The sequence below is a fragment of the Shewanella violacea DSS12 genome (assembly GCF_000091325.1).
Lineage (GTDB): Bacteria > Pseudomonadota > Gammaproteobacteria > Enterobacterales > Shewanellaceae > Shewanella > Shewanella violacea.
In genome coordinates, this window is the sequence record NC_014012.1 from 153031 (window position 1) to 172974 (window position 19944).

Sequence of the window (19944 nt, forward strand, 5' to 3'; positions counted from 1 at the left end):
CTAGCTCTCCTTACCCGAATCAGTGCCTAGGGCGGCTAAGTGTGAAATACACCAGAAGGCCAGTAACTGGTAGTCTTTAGCTGCCTGACTATGTGGTGCATGGTGCTGGACTGTGGTTAAGTTAGCGATACTTTCTACCAGAGCTGTATCCTTGTGTAAGACGACTGGTATAAGTTGAGTATCTAATTCTTTTTTAAACACCAATAAAAAATCTCGTCCCACCTGAGTTTCAGCCTGAAATTGATTGATTAAGAACTTAAGTTTTTTGGATCTCTCCAAGTGATGCTGGATAAACCTATGGTGTTTTATGGTGTTTTGCATAACGTAATAACTGGACGGTTCAGGGCTTACAACACATAAAATAAGATCCGCAGCATCACAAAATCTGGCCACTGAGGGGTCAGTCAGATCATCAATAGACAAGTGGATAAGTTGCCAATCATTTTGGGATGATGTGCTAGTTGCCCTATTGAGTTCTTGGAATAAGTGGGCGAAGAGGTCCGGCTTATTGGCTCGAAAAGCCAAAGCTTCTTGGTTATTTATCTGGCCGAAAGGGATAAAATCTACCCCTAGTGGACTTTCGAAGTTGGCTTCTTGCCATGGGCTAGCTTGGAGTAAACGTTTTACCCAGCCATCGTCTACCTTAAAAGGCAATCCCAGATGTAGTTTCAACACATTGCTTGCTACACAATCTACCACTAAGGTATTTTTACCTAGTTGGTGTAACATTTGTGCCAAATTAGCCGTTACTGTGGTTGAACCAGTGCCACTTTTTAGACTGATAATAATCAATCGTTTCATGATGAAATGACCATACTATTGATTATTAAATCTGGTTTTGTTTATTTGGAATCCCAGTTTTAACATCATAATGTGCCAAGGCGTATTATTAATATTTCTTTGACTTGTACACTTTGGGTTTGAGGACTGAGATTCGTTGAACAAGGTAACCTTCCTATGGCTAATTAATTCCTTAAAGCATTATGTATCATTTATCACATGTAATATATCATTCTAACCTAATACAGGTTTTAATATATCAAGCCTGTATAGGGTTGTTAATTGCGTGTTGCTGGTGGTTGTCTTGTGTTTTGTTTATGTCTTGTTCTTGGGTGTCTATTTTGTTACTGGTGTATGTATTTTTCATGGTGCTTAACGATAGCCATTTTTGTTTTACATCTTGATAATTTTCATTCTCACTTATTTCAATGTAGTGATGTTTTTTAATGTTAAAAGATGAATATATCGTCTCGATATCCTTAGATGATGTCGCCAATTTCACTAATTCTCACTTGTTCAATTTGGTCGTATTTTATATAAACTTTATTGGTTGAGCAAATTAGCTTATTATATGTAACTAGGTTTACCCATATTTAAGTATTTGGGTTAATCATATTCCAAAGAATATTAAGTATATTTATAATATCGGCAGGCTAAAGTTATACCTACTTATCTTCTGTGTATCTCAAGTTAACTCTATGTTTTGGAACTGAAAATGCGTTTTTGCAAAGTGGTATTTTATTTGGGGGACAGTAGGTTGTCATATAATCGTGGTGCCTATGCCAACGATTAATATGTTAACGCCCATTACTCAGGAAACAGTGCATTCTTGTATTTACACTTACTTGTTCACTAGTAATGATTCGGCGCTCCACTATGTAAATAGTCTATGTTTAAGTAACGATGAGTTTTCATTTGTTTCATGTGTTGATCTAGAAAGATTTAATTCAGGAGTAGATGCTAATAATCATGTTGGCCTAGGTTCACTCCTGGTAGAGAAATCTATAAAACTATTTTTCTCATCAGGTGTAAGTGGTAACAATAAAAGCACGGTAATGGATATAATTAATGACTTGTCGTCATTGAATATTAAACCTAAATCAACATTAGTCATATTCTCTCCAGATCGATTACTTGTTAGTTACAATAGTGAGAGCTGGGATGCTTTTTTAAATGCTATTAAATGTTACGCTTCTAAGCGCCAGCTAGTTATTAAATTACTTATTTATGGTTCGTTAGCCACTTCGGTTATTAAGCCTATGTTATTAACGAATAATACAAAACTTTCGGGTATGGCAAGCTTACAGAAGGCCGATGGCGAGACTTATCACTATCATGTGGATTTTTGGTCTAATGCACATGGTGTAAAATCAGATGCAAATTTTATACTGGGATTAAATGCCAGTGGCCAATTTTATGTAAAGCAAGAATATGATGACCTGATGCAAGTCATGACTCGAGATTCAGCTGACAGTGACTGTATTTATATCAGCCGAACTGTACTTGACGAGAACATTCAGCTACCGGCAAACGTCATAGTGGCCGATAGTAACCATGCACTGATTGAGCAATTAGATCGCCCTAGTGCATCAACGGTCATTTTTAGTTGCGCATCTCAAGAAGAGATTAAAAATTTAGCGCTGGCTTGTTACCAACTTAGAAAGTCAGCTGGTTCGCGATTAAAAATACTAATTCGTGAAGTGAATCAGTGTTTACGTTACCTAGATGAGCAGTTTTTACTGCGGGCCGGGGTAAATTTGATCTTGCCTTTTACCGTGTCGTACCCCCGCTGCATTAGTCAGATGGAAGCGTTACAAGGGCAGGTTTTTACGCGAGTTATCCCCAATACTCTGGAAGGATTATTAAAATATAATCAGATATACGAGTACAAGGGATACATAACCAATACAATATTTGTCGATTATTGCAGCAGTTTAATGCAGTCCTTCGAACAAACTCGTATTCGTTTTGCCGTTATCAAGCTGACTATTTTGCCCGGTATGCAAGCTGAAGAGTGTTTAAGGCTGTGTCATATTCGACGTGATGGTGATCTTGTTACCGTATGTAGAACGGCTATCTACGTGCTATTTAGTGCCGTTCGTATTAGCGATGTCGATGTGGCCTTAAATAATATCTTCGAATATCCAGTCAGGGATCTGTTTCGTACTGTGGATGTCTTAAATAATCTACATGATATTGAACAGGAACTCTCCACTATTGTGGGGCAAGCCATGTCGGTTTCAACAGAGGTTGAGAAGCTATCCAGGGTAACCGCCATTTTTGAGCCAAATATAGCTAACGTTAATCAAGTCTCACCTTCTTTAGCCAAAAGAAAACAATACAGATACTTTACTGCATGAATATTAATGATTTTTCGCTCACCGTTATCATCTGTCTACTCCTAGGACTAGCCACAGGTTATTTCATTCGTGATATGGCTCAAGTTGCTCAGCGTATATATCGTCGCTATGTGAAGAAGCCTAGTCACTTAGTCGAAGTAAAAACAAAAAACTCTTAAACAAGACATAATCTTTATGACCAATAAAAATATAACCCCAAACGTATTTATGCTCTCTGGACTAGGTTGGTGGAATGTTTATTTCATCATTAAAATTGCCCTATACCTGAAGGGGAGTATTGATTTTCATCCTGTTGAAAACTTTGCTTTTTTGGCACTTTTATTGTTTCCTTTAGCATCGAAGCGTCTGGCAATAGCTAGAACCCTGATTGCTGTCCCTATCGGCTTATGGTTAATGCACTTCGATTCTTACCTGCCTCCTTTGAACCGATTGTGGTCGCAAATGGGTCAGTTAATGCAATTCGAAACCAGTTACTTGATCGAATTACTTGGCCGTTTCGTTTCTCCTAGCGCACTTCTGGCTATTTTCACCCTGTGTATCGGCTATTTCATCTTGAGTAAATACCTGCGTATTTCCGTCTTGGTTGTGGGTCTACTCGTGTATATAAGTTTGCCTGAACCAGCGACTGTGATTGCGCCACAGCCCGGAGCCGCTGTGGCAAATACAGCGAATGTGACCTCAGTATCTGAGACTGTGCCTAAGGCCAGGGAAGTCACAGTAATTAATGATGATGTGCTAAACAATTTGAAGAACGACTTTTTTACTAATGAACTCAAACGCTCTGTCAGCTTTAATCCTACCGCCAAGGACGATGTTCCTTTTGACTTGTTGTTTTTGAGTATCTGCTCCGTGGCATGGGATGACATTGAAATTTCGGGTCTGAGTGATCATCCTATATTTAAAGAGTTCGATATCATGTTTGACCGTTTCAATGCTGCAACCTCTTATAGTGGTCCAGCCTTGGTTCGATTACTGCGTGCCAACTGTGGTCAAGAAACCCATGGTGAACTCTTCGATGCTCCGGCTTCGAATAAGTGTTACTTGTTCGAGAATTTGGCAAAATTAGGCTTCAAAGAAAATTTATTGATGAACCATGATGGAGTCTTCGACAATTTCTTGGAATTGCTGCAACAGAAGGGCAAGCTGAATGCTGCTTTGATGCCATTAGATGGTTTTAAACCTTATGAAAAAGCCTTCGATGGTGATGATATCTATCGCGATAAAGATGTACTCGATCATTGGTGGCAGCAACGAATTCGCAATGATAATAATCAAGTTGTTGCCCTATATAATACCATTTCCCTCCACGACGGTAATCGAGTGATCGGGGGCGAATCTCCTACGAATTTGATTAGCTATAAGCGTCGACTCAAGAATCTATTAGATGATCTATATGGATTTTTCCAGGAATTAAAAGCCTCAAAACGCAATATTGTCGTCATGTTAGTACCTGAACACGGTGCAGGCATGCGTGGCGACCGCATGCAAATTCCCGGTATGCGTGAGATCCCAGCGGCATCAATTGTACATACTCACGTAGGGCTAAAGGTGTTTGGTGACAATATGAAACGTGTCGGTGATACGGTGCATATCACAGACCCATCAAGTTATCTGGCCGTATCTCAGCTAGTGTCTAATATCTTAGATAGCAATATTTATAAGACCAATACATTCGATCCGAAAGTATTAACCACTAATTTACCCAAGACAAAAATGGTGGCACAAAACTCCGGCACTACTGTGATGGAGGTGAAAGATAAACACTATATTTCACTCGATGGCAGTACATGGAGTGAATACCCGACGGATTAAGCTTAAAAGGGGAGTGGGTCACCTGCTCCCCCCATGAGTGATTTAAGTGTTTCCTCAAATATTAATTTTCTATTAGCAAGCTAGTTGCTAGCAATATAAAGGCTCTACTCTAGATTTTGTGATTCGAAATATCCCCGTCAATCAGCCAAAATCAGTTATCTATTCTTGGTATTTTGTTTTTACTCTAGGTGTGAAAATACTGGCAGGGTTAGCTGGGAAGGATCTGGTGAAGGCTACTTATTGTGGTTTCAGAGTCTGGGGCTATTTAAATCAAGCCTATTAGTTCGAACCCAGGCGAGTTCATCATGGAGTTTTATCGACTAAATAGTGAGAAATCGACAAATGAGGCCGATTCTTTATGGGTGATCTAGGGTAGTAAATTTAATGTGGCAATATTTCTGATACCGGATAAAAATTCGGCCATATAAAATATGACCGATAATTGATATTTTCTAGAATTAACTAGGTATCAGAATGGCTTTGCTTGAGGATTATCTCATGGTAACGAATTCTTCCGCGCCAGTGGGGTGGATAGCCACAACTGAATCGAAGTCTTTCTTGGTCGCGCCCATCTTCATGGCTACGCCGAAGCCCTGTAGGATCTCATCCATGCCGTAGCCTAGGCCATGTATACCCACAACTGTTTCCTCTGGGCCAGCACAGACTAGCTTCATCTTACAGGCTTGACGATGAGCCGTGATTGCCGTGTACATGGAGGTAAAGCCTGACACATAGACGGTAACATTGTCTTTGCCATATTCGGCAATGGCGTCAGGCTCGCTGAGCCCCATGGTGCCAATCGCAGGATGACTGAATACTACTGTTGGAATAAGTTTGTAATCCATCTTTGCATCGGTCATGCCGTTGAACAGACGCTCAGATAATAGACGGCCAGCCTTAACTGCGACTGGTGTTAGTTCGACGCCGCCTTGAATGATATCACCGACACAGTAAATACCAGGATTGGTAGTGTTTTGCTGCTCGTCGACTATGACATAGCCTTTATCGTTAAGCTTAACCTGAGTGTTCTCTAGGCCAATATTGCCGGTAGAAGGCTTGCGGCCGATAGCCCAGATGAGGGTATCGACTTCATAGCTTTCACCATTTTCAAGCTTAAGGGTCAGGCTGCCATCGGCATTCTTCTCTACCGCTTGAGGTGTGCTGTTGATGTGCAAGCTAGGGCCATCAGTAGCCATAGACTCCATCAAGGCTTCACTTAACATAGGGTCGAAGCTACGCAGTGGTGCGTGTTTACGCACGAATAGATGGGTTTCACTACCTAAAGAGTGCAATACACCGGCTAGCTCGACGGCGATATAACCGGCACCGATAACGGCGACACGCTTAGGCTGCTCTCTTAGTGCGAAGAAACCATCGGAATCTATACCGTGTTCTGCGCCAGGAATATTGGGGATTGTTGGTGAGCCACCGGTTGCGATAAGAATATTATCGGCAGTGTAATGCTCGCCATCGACTTCGATAGTGCCCTGGTCGACGAAGCGACCATAGCCGCGGACTAAAGTAACCTTGTTGTTTTCCAGACCACGGTCATAGGCGCCGTGAATGCGGTCGATATAGGCCTCACGGCTGTCGACTAAGGTACTCCAGTCAAACTTATTGACCGTGACATCGAAGCCATAATCTTTAGCGTATAGATGCAGTGCTTCGGCGACTTGTGCGCCATACCACATGACCTTCTTAGGTACACAGCCCACATTGACACAGGTTCCGCCGAGAGCCTTGGCCTCGATTAGAAGTACTTTAGCGCCGCGCATAGCTGCACGGTTTGCCGATGCAATACCACCACTACCTGCACCAAGACAGATATAGTCAAAATGTTGGGCCATCTTTATCTCCAAAAAGTCTTTAAAAGGTTGCTCGAAAAAAGCATGCCTCATTGTAGAGGGTATTTATGCCTTGAACCAGTGCTCTATCTTCTGAGGCGAAATACAGAGACAAATAGCAATGCTATGCCTGAGTTTGAACGTTGTGATTAACGCCGATACTGGCAAGCGTCGTGATCTCTCTGCTTTGGCCCTTCAGCACCACACTTCATGCACAGCCACTCCTTATGCCTTATTTTTAATTCGTCTCGATGAAAGCCATAGCTGGTTTGGTTGCCTGCATAAGACAGGCTCTTCTCTAATTTATCCATACGCTTGTCGAGCCAGCGACACCCAGGGTCGTTGGCGACCTGGATTCTACTGGCCAATGTCTGCTTTCTCGACAGGGTTTTAGTGCTTTTTCTCTTGGACCCTTTAGTGGTTTTACGTTTTTTACTCTTGGTTTTTTTGCTCTTGTTTTTTTTAGATGGATAAGCCTGTGGCGGCTGGTACTCCATGGCACTGCCCTTGGTGGGAATAGCAATCGGCTTACCTTCACTGTCTAAGGCTACACCTATTCCTGGATGGGGCGCATCGGCATTGGTGAGTAAGGTTTTATCGTTAGCTTGGCAAGGGGAGTTAAGCAGCAAGATAAGCAGTAGCCATATAGGCTTAATTAGAAAATTGTTATGCGTAACATGGCTATTTATATTGAAGAGTGACATTCCTTGTTCCTCTTTATGCTGTACTTTTATTTAGGGTCTATTTTGGATCTATGTTGGGCTGATGCTTCAAATATAGATTTTTCAGGTCTTCTCCGGCATTAGTACAGATGCTAGTGCTTATGCTAGTGATAGCCTATCAAGGCTTAACTTACTAATAATATGCTAAGGCTAAATTTAGACGACAAAGAGAGGTTTAACCAATTCTCTCTTTACTCCCTAGGGCTTAGTTATTGCTATTTTATAAGCTCCAGATCAGATGAATGCCTGCATAGGTCTGATCCAGACTCGCCTCATTGCCATCGGCTCTGGCCTCTAGTTTGATATCCTCCTGGGCTAAGGTACGACTAAAATGTCCCGATAGGGCGAGTCGGTCACTAATGAGGCATTCGGCTTCTATCCCCAGCTGAAAATGGTTAACCCCATTATGTTCTTCGGAGGCATATTGGAAGTCAAATGCCTGACTAACATAGGGAGTAACTGTGAGTCCTTGGCTCAATTGCCAAGGGCTATGTATGCTGACCTCAAGGAAATAGCCGCCTGCTTGGGTTGAGTAGGTGTAGCTAAGAGTAGGGATTAACCAGGTTTGCGCCTGGTAAGCTAGGTCGCCAAACAACTCATTATCACTGCAGCGCTCATCACCATAAAATTCGAGTCTCTGGTAACCTAAATTGGCTTCGACTGTGTCTGAAAGTGAGATGCTGTATTCCACACCTAAGTTCCACTCTGTGTAGTCCTGGCTATCGGCGCGGCCGCCAGTTGCATACATATTGAGATTGCCCTGTTGAACGGCAAGAGTTCCCCAAGTTATACCACCTAGATCGAGATTATTACGGCCTTCAGATACGTATTTAGAGTCCCAGCCTAGGTCTACAATTAACTGAGTTTCATTAGGTTGGTTTGCTGGCAAATTATTGATGTTATGAGAGTCATCTAGATAAAAATCCTTATTGGCTTGTACTGAGATACTTGCAATGACGAGACTGGCAACTAGCATATACTTAATGGATTTGTGCATAATTAAACTGATTCAGGCCTAAGGATGTCTATGGCGCCGATAATATTCCTCACTATGGCTATGTAAATGATAACGTGTTTCATTTGAGAGCTAGTTATCAATAGTTAAAGTGTGCTTTATGAGCGGGCCAATATTTTGAACTAGGTCAATGTTTGCTATGGATTTGACTGCTAGGTAAGTATTTTATATAGAGATTTAGCAATTTTTCTTGAATATGACTCACTTCGCCCATATCTCATAGCTAGACTCGTTAATTTGCTGAGGAATCAATATGAGCAACCCTTTGCTTACCAGCACCAAGTTACCCCAATTTTCCAAGATCAAACCTGAACATATTCAGCTGGCTGTAGAGCAAGGTATCGCTAACTGCCGCAGTAAAATAGATCAAGTGCTAGCCCAGTCGGTTTCCTTTAGCTGGGATAATTTAGTTGCCCCTCTCGAAGAGGTGGATGATGAACTCGGCAAGATCTGGTCACCGGTTTCTCACATGAATTCTGTTGTTAGTAGTGAAGAGTGGCGCGAGGCCCATGATGCCTGTTTGCCTCTGTTGTCTGAGTACGGCACCTTTGTCGGTCAGCATCAGCCACTTTATCAAGCCTACAAATCATTGCGGGCTTCCAGTGAATTTGAGCAGATGAGCCAGGCCAAGAAACAAGTTATCGAACACAGTCTACGAGACTTCGAGCTATCTGGTATCGGTCTTAGTGATCAAGATAAACTAAGATATGGTGAGCTGGTAAAGCGTATGTCTGAGCTGACGAGCAGCTTCTCCAACCAACTACTGGATGCCACACAGGCCTGGAGTAAACTGATTACCGATGAAGGTGAGCTAGCGGGTCTTCCTGAGTCTGCAATAGCCGCAGCGAAAGCCATGGCTAAGGCCAAAGAGCAAGAAGGCTGGTTATTTACCTTAGATATTCCATCCTATCTGCCAGTAATGACTTACAGTGACAATCGTGACTTACGTGAAGAGTGCTACCGCGCTTTCGTGACTCGAGCCTCAGATCAAGGACCCTTCGCCGGTAAGTATGACAATGGTCCCTTGATGGATGAGATTCTTGCTCTGCGCCATGAGCTAGCTCAACTGCTAGGTTTTGAAAGCTTCGCCCATAAGTCACTGGCTACTAAGATGGCCGAAAGTCCCAAGCAAGTGCTAGAATTTCTTAGTGAACTTGCGAGCCGCTCTCAAGAACAGGGAGCCACCGAGCTGGCGGAGTTGACTGAATTTGCCAAGCAAGAGTTCGATGCAAGTGATCTTCAGCCCTGGGATCTAAGCTTCTATGCCGAGAAGCTCAAGCACCATAGATACGAAATTTCTCAAGAGTTACTGCGCCCATACTTCCCCGAAGACAAGGTGCTCTCGGGTTTGTTCTATACGGTTTCTCGCCTGTTTGGCCTGAGTATCACAGAGCAAAAAGAGTTTGATACTTGGCATAAAGATGTGCGCTTCTTCCACATTAGCGATAGTGATGGTGTACATAGAGGCAGTTTCTATCTAGACCTCTATGCCCGTGAAGGTAAGCGTGGTGGTGCCTGGATGGATGATTGTCGTGGCCGTCGTCAGACGCCAAATGGCTTGCAAGATCCAGTGGCTTATTTGACCTGTAATTTCAGCGGTCCAGTGGACGGTAAGCCAGCCTTGTTTACTCACGATGAAGTGACAACCCTGTTCCATGAGTTTGGTCATGGTATCCATCATATGCTGACTAAGATAGATGTTGCCGGGGTTTCAGGTATCAATGGTGTGCCTTGGGATGCGGTTGAGCTGCCGAGTCAGTTTATGGAAAACTGGTGCTTTGAGGAGGAGGCGTTAGCCGAGATCTCTGGACATCATGAAACTGGTGAGCCGTTGCCGAAAGCCATGTTAGACAAGATGCTGGCGGCGAAAAACTTCCAGTCAGGCATGGTGATGCTGCGTCAACTTGAGTTCTCACTATTCGATTTCAGGCTGCACCTGGAATATAGCCCTGAGCAGGGTGCTCATATTCAAGCCAAGTTAGATGAAGTGCGTAGACAGGTTGCCGTGGTCAAAGCCGCCGACTTCAATCGCTTTCAGCACAGCTTCGCTCATATCTTTGCCGGTGGTTATGCCGCTGGATATTACAGCTACAAGTGGGCCGAAGTGCTTTCTGCCGATGCTTTCTCACGCTTCGAAGAGGAGGGGATATTTAACTTAGGCACAGGCCGTAGTTTCCTTGAAAATATCCTGCAGATGGGGGGGAGCGAGGAGCCTATGGTCTTGTTCAAACGCTTTCGTGGCCGCGAGCCTAAGATAGATGCTCTACTGCGTCACAGTGGTATAGGCGGCGAGTAGTAAGCCGTAAGCATAAAACTAAAATGCCAATCGGTTTGCCGATTGGCATTTTTATTGGCTGGCTTCGAGCTTATCTAGTTCCCTAGAACAGCAACTTGTTATCTGGTATGACCTCTGTTAGCCTTCGGGCTCTTTTTAAAGGACTGTATTCTAGTATCGTCTTTTAATGGCCGCGTTTTAAGAATCGCTTTTTAAGTATTAGTTGTAAGGACAGTTAATGAATCTCTATTTTAGGCTAATTTGGCTCTTTATCTGGCGAATTCGCCATTGTAATTCTATCGGTTTCCTCGACACCAGTCGTATCTCCTATCGTGTTTGGCCTCTTGATTGTGATATTAATTTTCATGTGACCAACTCAAGATATCCGGCATTTCTGGACCTGGCTCGTACCTATATGATGGCCGAAATGGGCTTCCTGAAAAAATTCATCAAGTTGAAGTGGATGCCAATCGTTAATGCCGCCGAATTCACCTATATCAGAGATATCAAGCCCTTCACTAAGTTTGAGATAGAGACCAAGATTGTAGGCTGGGATGAAAAATACGTCTATATAGAACAGAGGTTTGTTAGTGAATCGACCCTACATTGCATAGTACATGTACGCTGTGTTTTTGTGTGCGGAGGTAAGCAAGTCCCTATAGAAACTATGATCAAGGAGGTTAACTTCGAAGGTCCGGTCCCTGAACTTACCCCCGAAGTGATTAAGTGGAAGCAGTTTCTGCAACTGAAGAAAGAGCGCAATATATAAAGTTCTTGGTGCCTAGTTCCTAGTTTCTGAATCTAGGAACTTCTTCTAAGGTATCGGCCTCCTGCCCGAGAGGACTTCTATTTTTACTAGTTCGACCTCTTCCTTCACCTGTTGGAATGCGCCTCTTAATTGAGCTTGATGCCAGTATCTGTCCAAATTATCAAATTCAAATAACTTAAAGTGGTCTTGTGCGCAGTACAGGCATGGGAAAAGCGCACAGTCTGCCAAGGTTAAGCTATCGCCACACAACCAGTGCTTATCTTCTAACTGAGTATTTAAGTATTGCAGGAAGCGAGTAATATTATTTTCTAAATGCTTAATCCTAATTTGGTTTTTCTCTTTTGATTCAATTTTTTGATGTTCGAGTTCAAATAATATATTACTGAAATCGTTATCGATTAGACGATCTTGTAGGCGTGTATCTAGAGCAATTTTATGTTCTCTAGGTAGTAATCGAGTGCCTGTGGAGAACTCATGATCGATATATTCAATGATAATGCTCGACTCAGGAATCAAGTCTCCAGACCGAGTCTTGAGGAGTGGTACCTTGCCGGGAGGATAAACCTGACAGAACTCTTTACGGGAGAAGGGATCGCTAAGTTCTATGATTCTTGGGTAGAAGTTGGCTTGTTTTTCGTAAAGGGCTATGAGGACTTTCTGTGAGTAGCGGGAAAGTGGATGATAAAACAGCTCCATCAGTGTTCGCCCTCAAAGATCAATGTAAGTCCTATAGATAATTTTAGTCGCTCTAGGTTAGAGCGCAAACCCATAACCTATGGAGTCTCAGGCTAAAATATGTGACGAGTCCCTGACTAGACACCTAGTTGAATTAAGCTTTGAGCCATTCTTTAGTTAAGCCATTAGGCGCTCTTTAATAAAGTCGATAAAAGCCTGCACTTTAGGTGGTATCACATCATTGAAAGGGTGAGTCGCGTAGATGAGTCCTTCTTGTAGATGATAATCGGACAAGATATGCACCAAGTGTTTACTGGCTATCTGAGGCTGAGCTAAATAGCTTGGTAAAATGCCGATACCGAGTCCCTGTTTAACTAAGCTCATGACTCCTAAGTTACTATTACAGGTGGTAGATGGATTGATATTGAGTTTGAAGTTATCACCATAACTATTTTGGATTTGATATCGCTTCGGCAACTGATTAGATGCCTGCAACACCCATAGATGCATCTGTAACATATCCGGATGCAGTGGCGAGCCATGTTGTTCTAAGTATTCGGGGCTGGCGACAAGGTATTCATCGAATTGGGCCAGTTTGATGGCATCTATTCGCGGATCCATACGGGCACCAGTCTGAATGGCGATATCGATCTTATTATCTTTCAGGTCCATGGGGCTATCTTCCAGCTGTATCGAAATACGGATCTTAGGATACAGGCGATGGAATTCTCCCATATGTTGGAGGAGATCGTGTTCGCCGAAGCAAACCGGAGCTAAAATTCTAATGTTGCCATGGAGTTCAATATTATCAGGACGAGTCGAGTTTTCGGCTTGCTTGGCTAGCTGCAGCAGTTCGGCACAATAATAATAGAAATTCTGACCATCTTGGGTGAGTCCCATTTTTCTTGTGGTTCTTTGGATCAGTTGTGTCTCACATCTAAGCTCTAACTTTTTCAGGTGTTGACTGACCATAGAGCGGCTGATGCCAAGCTCTTCAGCCGCAGCAGTGAGTGAGCCCTGCTCGACGACGTTTGCAAAGACTAGCATTCGGTACAGTTGCCCTGCGTCCATAAATTATCCCCGTAACTAAACAAGCGATACTTAAATAATACTAACCAAACTCTGATATAAATATTGATTGTTTACTGAGTGACAGGCTATTAAAGCTAGATGTTTGTTTGGTTTTTGTCCACTAGTCTCGGACTATCTTGTTGCTTTCTGTATTAGATTTCTTACTATGTACAGATTATTTAGTTAGGAATCGATATTCCAATATGAGTCGACAAGAATCTTTCTCTGCCGTTTATCAAAGAGCCAGTGACCGTAAAGGCGGCGATGAAGGTCTAGAGAGCCTGCTACCTAATAGTAATTCTAATTTAAGTCTCGATGATATAGGTCAGTATAGCGATGCTCAGCTACTGTCTGAGATGAGTAAGAAGGTATTCCAGTCAGGGTTTGTCTGGCGCATTGTCGAGAACAAATGGCCAGCCTACGAGAAAGCTTTCTTCAATTTTGAGCCTATGAAGGTGCTAATGCTATCGCCCGAGCAGTTACATGATCGAGCTAGCGACGCGACGCTTATCAGGCATATGAAAAAGACCATGGCCATCTATGATAATGCGCTGATGATTCAGGACATTGCCAGAGAGCATGGCAGCTTAGCCGAATTTATTGCCAACTGGCCAGGTGAGGATATTACCGGTTTATGGGCCCAGCTTAAGCGCAGAGGCACTCGACTCGGCGGTAACACTGGCCCCTACTTTCTGCGGGCCATGGGCAAAGATACCTTCCTGCTAACCGGCGATGTGCAAGCTTATATGAAAGCACACAAGCTGGTGGACTTTGGTTTCAGCTCTAAGAGTGGGCTCAAGCAAGTACAAGCCGTATTCAATGGCTGGCAACAAGAGTCGGGTCGCAGCTTTGCCGATATCAGCCGTATTCTAGCTTATGGCGTAGGGGATAATAGGGTTTAAGCTTACCCCATAAAAAAAGCCAGCCTGGAATGGGCTGGCGAAAGTTTGCCAAAGACTGAGCAATAAGTAGTGATATGTATTGGGCTATCTAGCTGGGTAAAACTGTTTCTAACTTCTAACTTCTAACTTAGAAACTTTTATTGATACCAATAACTAATCGGTCATCAAAAATTTCAGTTTGTGTGCCATAGACCTTGTGGGTCTCATCGACTGTGCTGCCGTGGTATCTCAAGTCGAACTTAAGCCCTAAATAGACCTTACTTAGGCCTAGATTCCAGTGTCCCCAACCTTCAGCACCTTCACCGTCTAAGTCTTGATAACCCACAGAACCGGAAACGTTCACGCCGTTGCTGAATGCATAACTCGGGTGAATGGCGTAGTTAACCCCTTGCCAGCCGTTGACACCAAACCAATCATCGATTGTTGGGGTGACTTCAAGTTGAATGTTAGCTCGGCCGAATTGTTTGCCGACTTTAAGCCATAATTCTGTGTAGTTCGAATATGAAGCACCTGGATACAGATAAGAGAACACCATGACATCGTAGGTGAAGCCGCTGTCACCGAACTCGCCAGCCTTGCCGATGAAAGGGGCGGTGACTATTTCCAGATTTGGATCGGCAAACTTGATGTTTGATGCGAATACACCGGCATACCAACCATCATTATTGCCCCAGCCTAAGGTGCCCTGTACCACAGGAACGTCACCGTCCATGGTTTCAGATTCGCCGCGAAATACGTAGTCCGAGGCAAAGGTCAGGTTACCTGTGATGGTGCCGCCTAGCACTTCTGAGCTTGAGTTTGATTCTGCTGCCTGAGCAAAGGAAGAGGCTGAAAGTAATAATCCACTTAGCAGTAAGCTGTAGTGTAGTTTCATCTTGACTGTCATGTTCGTAATCTCACATAGATAGAATTTGTTAGCGCAGTTGCATCATAAGGGGGATATGTGAATAGAATTGCTTGCTGGGATGAATCAAAAGCGAAAAGATATGAAGATATATGAATGAGTTAGCCGACTTAGCTAGTCTGTAATAACTCTGACCTCCTAGATTATTATTTTTGCTTGAATTGAGATAGCTACTAAGGCCATAAAACTGGATTCTCATTAACCTACTCGTAACATAAGCGTATGATTCTCAGCTTAAATTTGCATTAACTTACAATTTTACTGTCGGTTCTACTTGTTGACCTTGTTCCATTATGAGATAAAAGGCACGTTCGAATCTTATACAATAATTTATGTGTCCAAATATACCTGTAATAGTCGTTTCTATTGTTCGGGATAGCATATCTGGGTCGGTTGCTTTGATAGGAGTTCTCATGCGGCAAATAGTGAAAATTGCCTCTTTTTTAAGTGTGGCGTTATGGATTACTGCTTGTGGACAAAATGGCGATGTTAAGCCAGGCCACAAGCCAGGAAGCACGGAAGTTGGCGTCATTAAAGTTACAACCCTGTCTCAGGATATTCGTATTGAATTGCCGGGAAGGAGTAAGGCCTTTCTCGAAGCTGAAGTCAGGCCTCAGGCATCGGGTATTATCACCGAACGTAGTTTTGTCGAAGGCAGTGATGTTCACAAGGGTCAGTCTCTGTATTTGATTGATTCAGCCACCTATAAAGCAAGACTGCTCAGCACAGAAGCCGATCTGGCTAGTGCTAAGGCTGGTTTAGTGTCGGCCAAAGCGAAAGCATTGCGTTTTAACGAGTTGATCAAGATAAATGCCATCAGTCAGCAAGATTTTGAAGAAGCGGATGCTCAGTATAAAGAAGCGCTAGCTAAGGTAGCTGTGGCTAACGCTGCCATAAATACCGCCAAAATCAACTTGGTCTATACGGAAGTTAAGGCGCCTATCTCGGGCAGGATTGGTAAGTCTAGTGTTACGGCTGGTGCGCTGGTGACAGCTAACCAGACACAAATCTTGGCAAAGATTCAGCAACTTGATCCTATCAATGTGGATATCGCTCAGTCCAGTGCACAGCTATTGCGCCTAAAGGCTAAGCTGAGACAAGGTAAATTACAGGCAACAGATAACGCAGATGTGCAGCTTATTCTCGAAGACGGCACTACTTATGCCCATGCGGGTGTATTGCGCTTTGCCGAGGTGAGTGTCGATGAGAATACTGGTTCGGTAACCTTGAGAGCCGAGTTCCCTAATCCTGAAGGTTTGTTATTGCCTGGCATGTATGTCCGTGCTGTGCTTAATGCAGGTACAGATCCGCAAGCGATTCTAGTGCCTCAGAAAGCGATCACCCGTAATAGTAAGGGCCAAGCCGTAGCTATGTTAGTCAATAGCGATAACAAGGTTGAATCTCGTGTCGTGACTACTGCCGAGGTGATCGATCACCAATGGCGGATCATAGATGGTCTGGCTGTCGGCGATACTCTCATTGTCGAAGGATTACAGAAAATTCGTCCTGGCGCTGCAGTTAAACCCGTAGCTGCCGCCTCAAGTACATCAGCCAGTCAGTCGGCTAACCAAAAATAAGGTTAAGGTAGAGTTATGGCACGTTTCTTTATCGATCGCCCTATTTTTGCTTGGGTGATCGCCATTATTGTGATGCTGGCCGGGGTCTTGTCGATCTTTGGATTGCCCGTATCTCAGTATCCGAGTATCGCACCACCAACCGTAGTGATCAGTGCTAGTTATCCAGGTGCTTCAGCTAAAACCATGGAAGATTCGGTGACCCAGGTCATTGAGCAGCGTATGACAGGTATCGATAACCTGCGTTACATCTCTTCCACCAGTGATAGTTTCGGTAATGCACAGATCACCTTAACCTTTAACGCTGAGGCGGATCCAGATATCGCCCAGGTACAGGTGCAGAATAAGTTACAGCTGGCAATGCCGCTGCTGCCCCAGGAAGTTCAGGCTCAGGGCGTCAAGGTTAACAAGTCGAGTTCTGGCTTCTTGATGGTCCTAGGTTTCGTATCTAAAGATGGCTCCTTAGATAAGAATGATATCGCGGATTATGTAGCTTCTAACATACAGGACCCCATGAGCCGGGTGACAGGTATAGGTGAGATTCAACTGTTTGGTGCTCAGTACGCTATGCGTATCTGGCTAGATCCCCTCAAGTTGACTCAGTATAAGCTGACCAGCATAGATATCATGGCATCTATACGTGAGCAAAATGCGCAAATATCAGCGGGTCAGTTGGGAGGGTCTCCATCAGTCGGTGGCCAAGAGCTTAACGCAACTGTATCGGCCCAGAGTCGATTGCAGACACCAGAACAGTTCGAGCAGATCATCATCAAGTCGGATTCTAGCGGTGCGAATGTCTATCTTAAGGATGTGGCTAAGATTGAGCTTGGTGCAGAAAGCTATGCGGTAGAGTCTTTCTACAATGGTAAGCCCGCGGCAGGATTGGCGGTTAAGCTGGCAACTGGGGCTAATGCTCTGGCGACGGCTAACGCGGTTCGAGCCAAGATTGAAGAGATGAAACCTTTCTTTCCCCAAGGAATAGAAGTGGTTTATCCCTATGATACTACGCCATTCGTAGAGCAATCTATCGAAGGCGTGGTGCATACCTTGTTTGAGGCGGTGATCTTAGTTTTCTTGATCATGTATCTGTTCCTGCAGAACTTACGCGCGACATTAATTCCGACCATAGCTGTGCCTGTGGTGTTATTGGGTACCTTCGCCATTCTGTCGGCGGTGGGTTTCTCCATCAACACCTTGACCATGTTTGCCATGGTACTGGCCATAGGTCTGCTGGTGGATGACGCCATTGTGGTGGTGGAAAATGTTGAACGTGTGATGCAGGAGGAGGGGCTTAGCCCAGTCGAGGCCACCAAGAAATCCATGGATCAGATTACCGGAGCCTTAGTGGGAATCGGCCTGACTCTGTCGGCGGTATTCGTGCCCATGGCATTTATGTCGGGTTCGACCGGCGTGATCTATCGCCAATTCTCGGTCACGATTGTAGCGGCTATGGGACTCTCGGTGATGGTAGCCTTGATTCTGACACCGGCTCTATGTGCAACTATGCTTAAGCCGATGAAGAAGGGCCAGACACATATTAATACTGGCTTCTTCGGTTGGTTTAACCGTAGCTTCGACAAACTGACATCTCGTTACACAGACAGTGTTGCTGCCATGATTAAACGCACCGGCCGTGTGATGTTGATCTATCTGGCATTAGTCGTCGCTGTGGGTTGGATCTTTATGCGTATGCCTACCGCCTTCCTGCCCGATGAAGATCAGGGCATCATGTTTACTCAGGCTATCTTGCCGGTGAACTCGACTCAGGAAAGCACCCAGAAGGTGATGGAGAAAGTCACCGACTTCTATCTCAATGAGGAAAGTGAAAACGTTGAATCAGTATTCAGCGTCTCAGGTTTCAGCTTCGCGGGTAGTGGTCAGAATATGGGTATCGCTTTCGTCAGCCTGAAAGATTGGACCGAGCGTAAAGGCGCTGGACAGGATGTTAAGTCGGTTGCGGCTCGTGCCATGGGTAAGTTTATGCAGATGAAGGAGGCCTTCGTGTTTGCCTTCGTGCCTCCTGCTGTGATTGAGCTGGGTACGGCGAACGGTTTCGACTTCTATCTACAGGACAGGAATGGCCAAGGTCATGAAAAACTTGTAGAAGCGAGAAACATGTTACTGGGCATGGCGAGAGAAAATCCTAATCTGGTGGGCGTCCGCCCCAATGGTCAGGAAGATGCACCTATGTATCAGATACATATAGATCAGGCTAAGATCAGAGCCTTAGGTGTAGATATCAACTCGGTGAATAGCGTGCTGGGTACGGCTTGGGGTGGTTCATACGTGAATGACTTCATCGATCGTGGTCGGGTTAAGAAGGTCTATGTACAAGGTGAAGCCAAATACCGAATGCAGCCGGAAGATCTCGATTCCTGGTATGTACGTAATACCAAAGGGGAGATGGTGGCTTTCTCGGCCTTCGCAACCGGTAGCTGGGAATATGCATCGCCTCGTTTGGAGCGATTTAACGGTCTGCCTGCGATGAATATCCAGGGCGGAACAGCACCTGGCTATAGTACTGGTGCTGCCATGGTCGATATCGAAGAGATGGTGAAAAAATTGCCATCAGGATTCGGTGTTGAGTGGAACGGTTTATCCTATGAGGAACGTCTCTCGGGCAACCAGGCACCGGCTCTATATGCCCTGTCTATTATTGTGGTATTCCTAGTCTTAGCAGCCCTCTATGAGAGTTGGTCTGTGCCTTTCTCGGTCATATTAGTGGTGCCTTTGGGTATTATTGGCTCGCTTATCGCCATGAATGCTCGCGGCTTACCTAATGACGTATTCTTCCAGGTGGCACTGTTAACGACAGTGGGGCTGGCGACGAAGAACGCCATTCTGATTGTTGAATTTGCCAAGGAATATTACGAGAACGGTGCTAACTTAGTGGATGCTACGCTACATGCGGTGCGCGTGCGTCTGCGTCCGATCTTGATGACCTCTCTGGCCTTCGGTCTGGGTGTAGTGCCTCTAGCCATCAGTACTGGTGTAGGCTCAGGTAGTCAGAACGCCATAGGTACAGGTGTACTTGGCGGCATGATGAGTGCGACCTTTATGGGAATATTCTTCATCCCAATCTTCTTCGTGGTTGTCGAGCGTATGTTCAGCAAGCGAGAGAAGAAGAAGGCTGTCGAAGCCGAGACCAGCGCTAGGCTATAGCAGGTGATGTTCTCGACTCGATAAGGTCTTAAAAAACCCGGTAATTTCATTGCCGGGTTTTTTATTGGGAGCAAACTTA

General features: G+C 44.4%; 15 protein-coding genes. 8 read left to right on the top strand and 7 right to left on the bottom strand.

Features of this window, described 5'->3' with window-relative positions; translation table 11 throughout:
- A complete protein-coding gene (bcsQ, locus tag SVI_RS00605) occupies window positions 1-801 on the bottom strand; it encodes a cellulose biosynthesis protein BcsQ (RefSeq protein ID WP_013049416.1) in 801 nt (266 codons plus the stop codon).
- Window positions 802-1574: 773 nt separating this feature from the next.
- Here bcsQ and bcsE point away from each other — a divergent pair.
- From bcsE to bcsG, 3 genes are read left to right on the top strand one after another with little or no spacing between them, the layout of a single operon-like run.
- Window positions 1575-3140 carry a cellulose biosynthesis protein BcsE gene (gene bcsE / locus SVI_RS00615; RefSeq protein ID WP_013049418.1) on the top strand — a complete coding sequence of 522 codons (1566 nt, stop codon included), beginning with the start codon at window positions 1575-1577 and terminating at the stop codon, window positions 3138-3140.
- Window positions 3137-3298, top strand: coding sequence for a hypothetical protein (locus tag SVI_RS21665; RefSeq protein ID WP_013049419.1), 162 nt, complete (start codon window positions 3137-3139; stop codon window positions 3296-3298). The genes bcsE and SVI_RS21665 overlap by 4 nt, the downstream gene beginning before the upstream one ends.
- Window positions 3299-3314: 16 nt before the next feature.
- Entirely contained in the window at window positions 3315-4952 is a 1638-nt protein-coding gene (bcsG, locus tag SVI_RS00620) for a cellulose biosynthesis protein BcsG (protein ID WP_013049420.1), read from the top strand.
- A 491-nt stretch (window positions 4953-5443) separates the two neighbouring features.
- Here bcsG and gorA read toward each other — a convergent pair whose 3' ends face one another.
- The 3 genes from gorA to SVI_RS00635 all read right to left on the bottom strand — a co-directional run bounded on the left by gorA (window position 5444) and on the right by SVI_RS00635 (window position 8515).
- Window positions 5444-6799: a glutathione-disulfide reductase gene (gene gorA, locus SVI_RS00625; protein ID WP_041420151.1), complete on the bottom strand. Its 1356-nt coding sequence runs from the start codon at window positions 6797-6799 to the stop codon at window positions 5444-5446.
- Window positions 6800-6945: 146 nt separating this feature from the next.
- A complete protein-coding gene (locus tag SVI_RS00630) occupies window positions 6946-7500 on the bottom strand; it encodes a hypothetical protein (protein ID WP_013049423.1) in 555 nt (184 codons plus the stop codon).
- 238 nt (window positions 7501-7738) lie between these two features.
- Entirely contained in the window at window positions 7739-8515 is a 777-nt protein-coding gene (locus SVI_RS00635) for a hypothetical protein (RefSeq protein WP_041419540.1), read from the bottom strand.
- A gap of 271 nt (window positions 8516-8786) precedes the next feature.
- Here SVI_RS00635 and prlC point away from each other — a divergent pair, with 271 nt between their 5' ends.
- Both prlC and SVI_RS00645 read left to right on the top strand, forming a co-directional pair.
- On the top strand, window positions 8787-10829 hold the full coding sequence (gene prlC / locus SVI_RS00640; protein WP_013049425.1) for an oligopeptidase A: 2043 nt from the start codon (window positions 8787-8789) through the stop codon (window positions 10827-10829).
- A gap of 217 nt (window positions 10830-11046) precedes the next feature.
- Complete coding sequence (locus tag SVI_RS00645) at window positions 11047-11577, top strand: thioesterase family protein (protein WP_013049426.1); 531 nt, start codon at window positions 11047-11049, stop codon at window positions 11575-11577.
- Window positions 11578-11622: 45 nt separating this feature from the next.
- Here the strand turns inward: SVI_RS00645 and SVI_RS00650 are convergent, their stop codons facing one another.
- Both SVI_RS00650 and SVI_RS00655 read right to left on the bottom strand, forming a co-directional pair.
- Window positions 11623-12273: a glutathione S-transferase family protein gene (locus tag SVI_RS00650; RefSeq protein ID WP_013049427.1), complete on the bottom strand. Its 651-nt coding sequence runs from the start codon at window positions 12271-12273 to the stop codon at window positions 11623-11625.
- A gap of 156 nt (window positions 12274-12429) precedes the next feature.
- Window positions 12430-13323 (bottom strand): LysR family transcriptional regulator, encoded by an 894-nt coding sequence (locus SVI_RS00655; protein WP_013049428.1) that lies wholly within the window; start codon window positions 13321-13323, stop codon window positions 12430-12432.
- 203 nt (window positions 13324-13526) lie between these two features.
- Between SVI_RS00655 and SVI_RS00660 the strand changes: the two genes are divergently transcribed.
- The gene (locus tag SVI_RS00660; RefSeq protein ID WP_013049429.1) at window positions 13527-14225 is read left to right on the top strand and encodes a DNA-3-methyladenine glycosylase I; all 699 of its coding nucleotides are present in this window, start codon (window positions 13527-13529) and stop codon (window positions 14223-14225) included.
- Window positions 14226-14352: 127 nt separating this feature from the next.
- Here SVI_RS00660 and SVI_RS00665 read toward each other — a convergent pair whose 3' ends face one another.
- On the bottom strand, window positions 14353-15111 hold the full coding sequence (locus SVI_RS00665; RefSeq protein WP_013049430.1) for a TorF family putative porin: 759 nt from the start codon (window positions 15109-15111) through the stop codon (window positions 14353-14355).
- Between the two features lie 431 nt (window positions 15112-15542).
- On the opposite strand from SVI_RS00665, the gene SVI_RS00670 reads away from it, so the two are divergent.
- Both SVI_RS00670 and SVI_RS00675 read left to right on the top strand, forming a co-directional pair.
- Window positions 15543-16706 (top strand): efflux RND transporter periplasmic adaptor subunit, encoded by a 1164-nt coding sequence (locus SVI_RS00670; RefSeq protein ID WP_041419541.1) that lies wholly within the window; start codon window positions 15543-15545, stop codon window positions 16704-16706.
- A gap of 15 nt (window positions 16707-16721) precedes the next feature.
- Complete coding sequence (locus tag SVI_RS00675; RefSeq protein WP_013049432.1) at window positions 16722-19865, top strand: efflux RND transporter permease subunit; 3144 nt, start codon at window positions 16722-16724, stop codon at window positions 19863-19865.
- Window positions 19866-19944 lie beyond the last annotated feature (79 nt).

What these genes read in the sequence shown, in the direction of transcription:
- bcsQ (WP_013049416.1), bottom strand. Translation starts at nt 801, where the DNA reads ATGAAACGATTGATTATTATCAGTCTAAAAAGTGGCACTGGTTCAACC.
- bcsE (WP_013049418.1), top strand. Translation starts at nt 1,575, where the DNA reads ATGTTAACGCCCATTACTCAGGAAACAGTGCATTCTTGTATTTACACT.
- SVI_RS21665 (WP_013049419.1), top strand. Translation starts at nt 3,137, where the DNA reads ATGAATATTAATGATTTTTCGCTCACCGTTATCATCTGTCTACTCCTA.
- bcsG (WP_013049420.1), top strand. Translation starts at nt 3,315, where the DNA reads ATGACCAATAAAAATATAACCCCAAACGTATTTATGCTCTCTGGACTA.
- gorA (WP_041420151.1), bottom strand. Translation starts at nt 6,799, where the DNA reads ATGGCCCAACATTTTGACTATATCTGTCTTGGTGCAGGTAGTGGTGGT.
- SVI_RS00630 (WP_013049423.1), bottom strand. Translation starts at nt 7,500, where the DNA reads ATGTCACTCTTCAATATAAATAGCCATGTTACGCATAACAATTTTCTA.
- SVI_RS00635 (WP_041419540.1), bottom strand. Translation starts at nt 8,515, where the DNA reads ATGCACAAATCCATTAAGTATATGCTAGTTGCCAGTCTCGTCATTGCA.
- prlC (WP_013049425.1), top strand. Translation starts at nt 8,787, where the DNA reads ATGAGCAACCCTTTGCTTACCAGCACCAAGTTACCCCAATTTTCCAAG.
- SVI_RS00645 (WP_013049426.1), top strand. Translation starts at nt 11,047, where the DNA reads ATGAATCTCTATTTTAGGCTAATTTGGCTCTTTATCTGGCGAATTCGC.
- SVI_RS00650 (WP_013049427.1), bottom strand. Translation starts at nt 12,273, where the DNA reads ATGGAGCTGTTTTATCATCCACTTTCCCGCTACTCACAGAAAGTCCTC.
- SVI_RS00655 (WP_013049428.1), bottom strand. Translation starts at nt 13,323, where the DNA reads ATGGACGCAGGGCAACTGTACCGAATGCTAGTCTTTGCAAACGTCGTC.
- SVI_RS00660 (WP_013049429.1), top strand. Translation starts at nt 13,527, where the DNA reads ATGAGTCGACAAGAATCTTTCTCTGCCGTTTATCAAAGAGCCAGTGAC.
- SVI_RS00665 (WP_013049430.1), bottom strand. Translation starts at nt 15,111, where the DNA reads ATGACAGTCAAGATGAAACTACACTACAGCTTACTGCTAAGTGGATTA.
- SVI_RS00670 (WP_041419541.1), top strand. Translation starts at nt 15,543, where the DNA reads ATGCGGCAAATAGTGAAAATTGCCTCTTTTTTAAGTGTGGCGTTATGG.
- SVI_RS00675 (WP_013049432.1), top strand. Translation starts at nt 16,722, where the DNA reads ATGGCACGTTTCTTTATCGATCGCCCTATTTTTGCTTGGGTGATCGCC.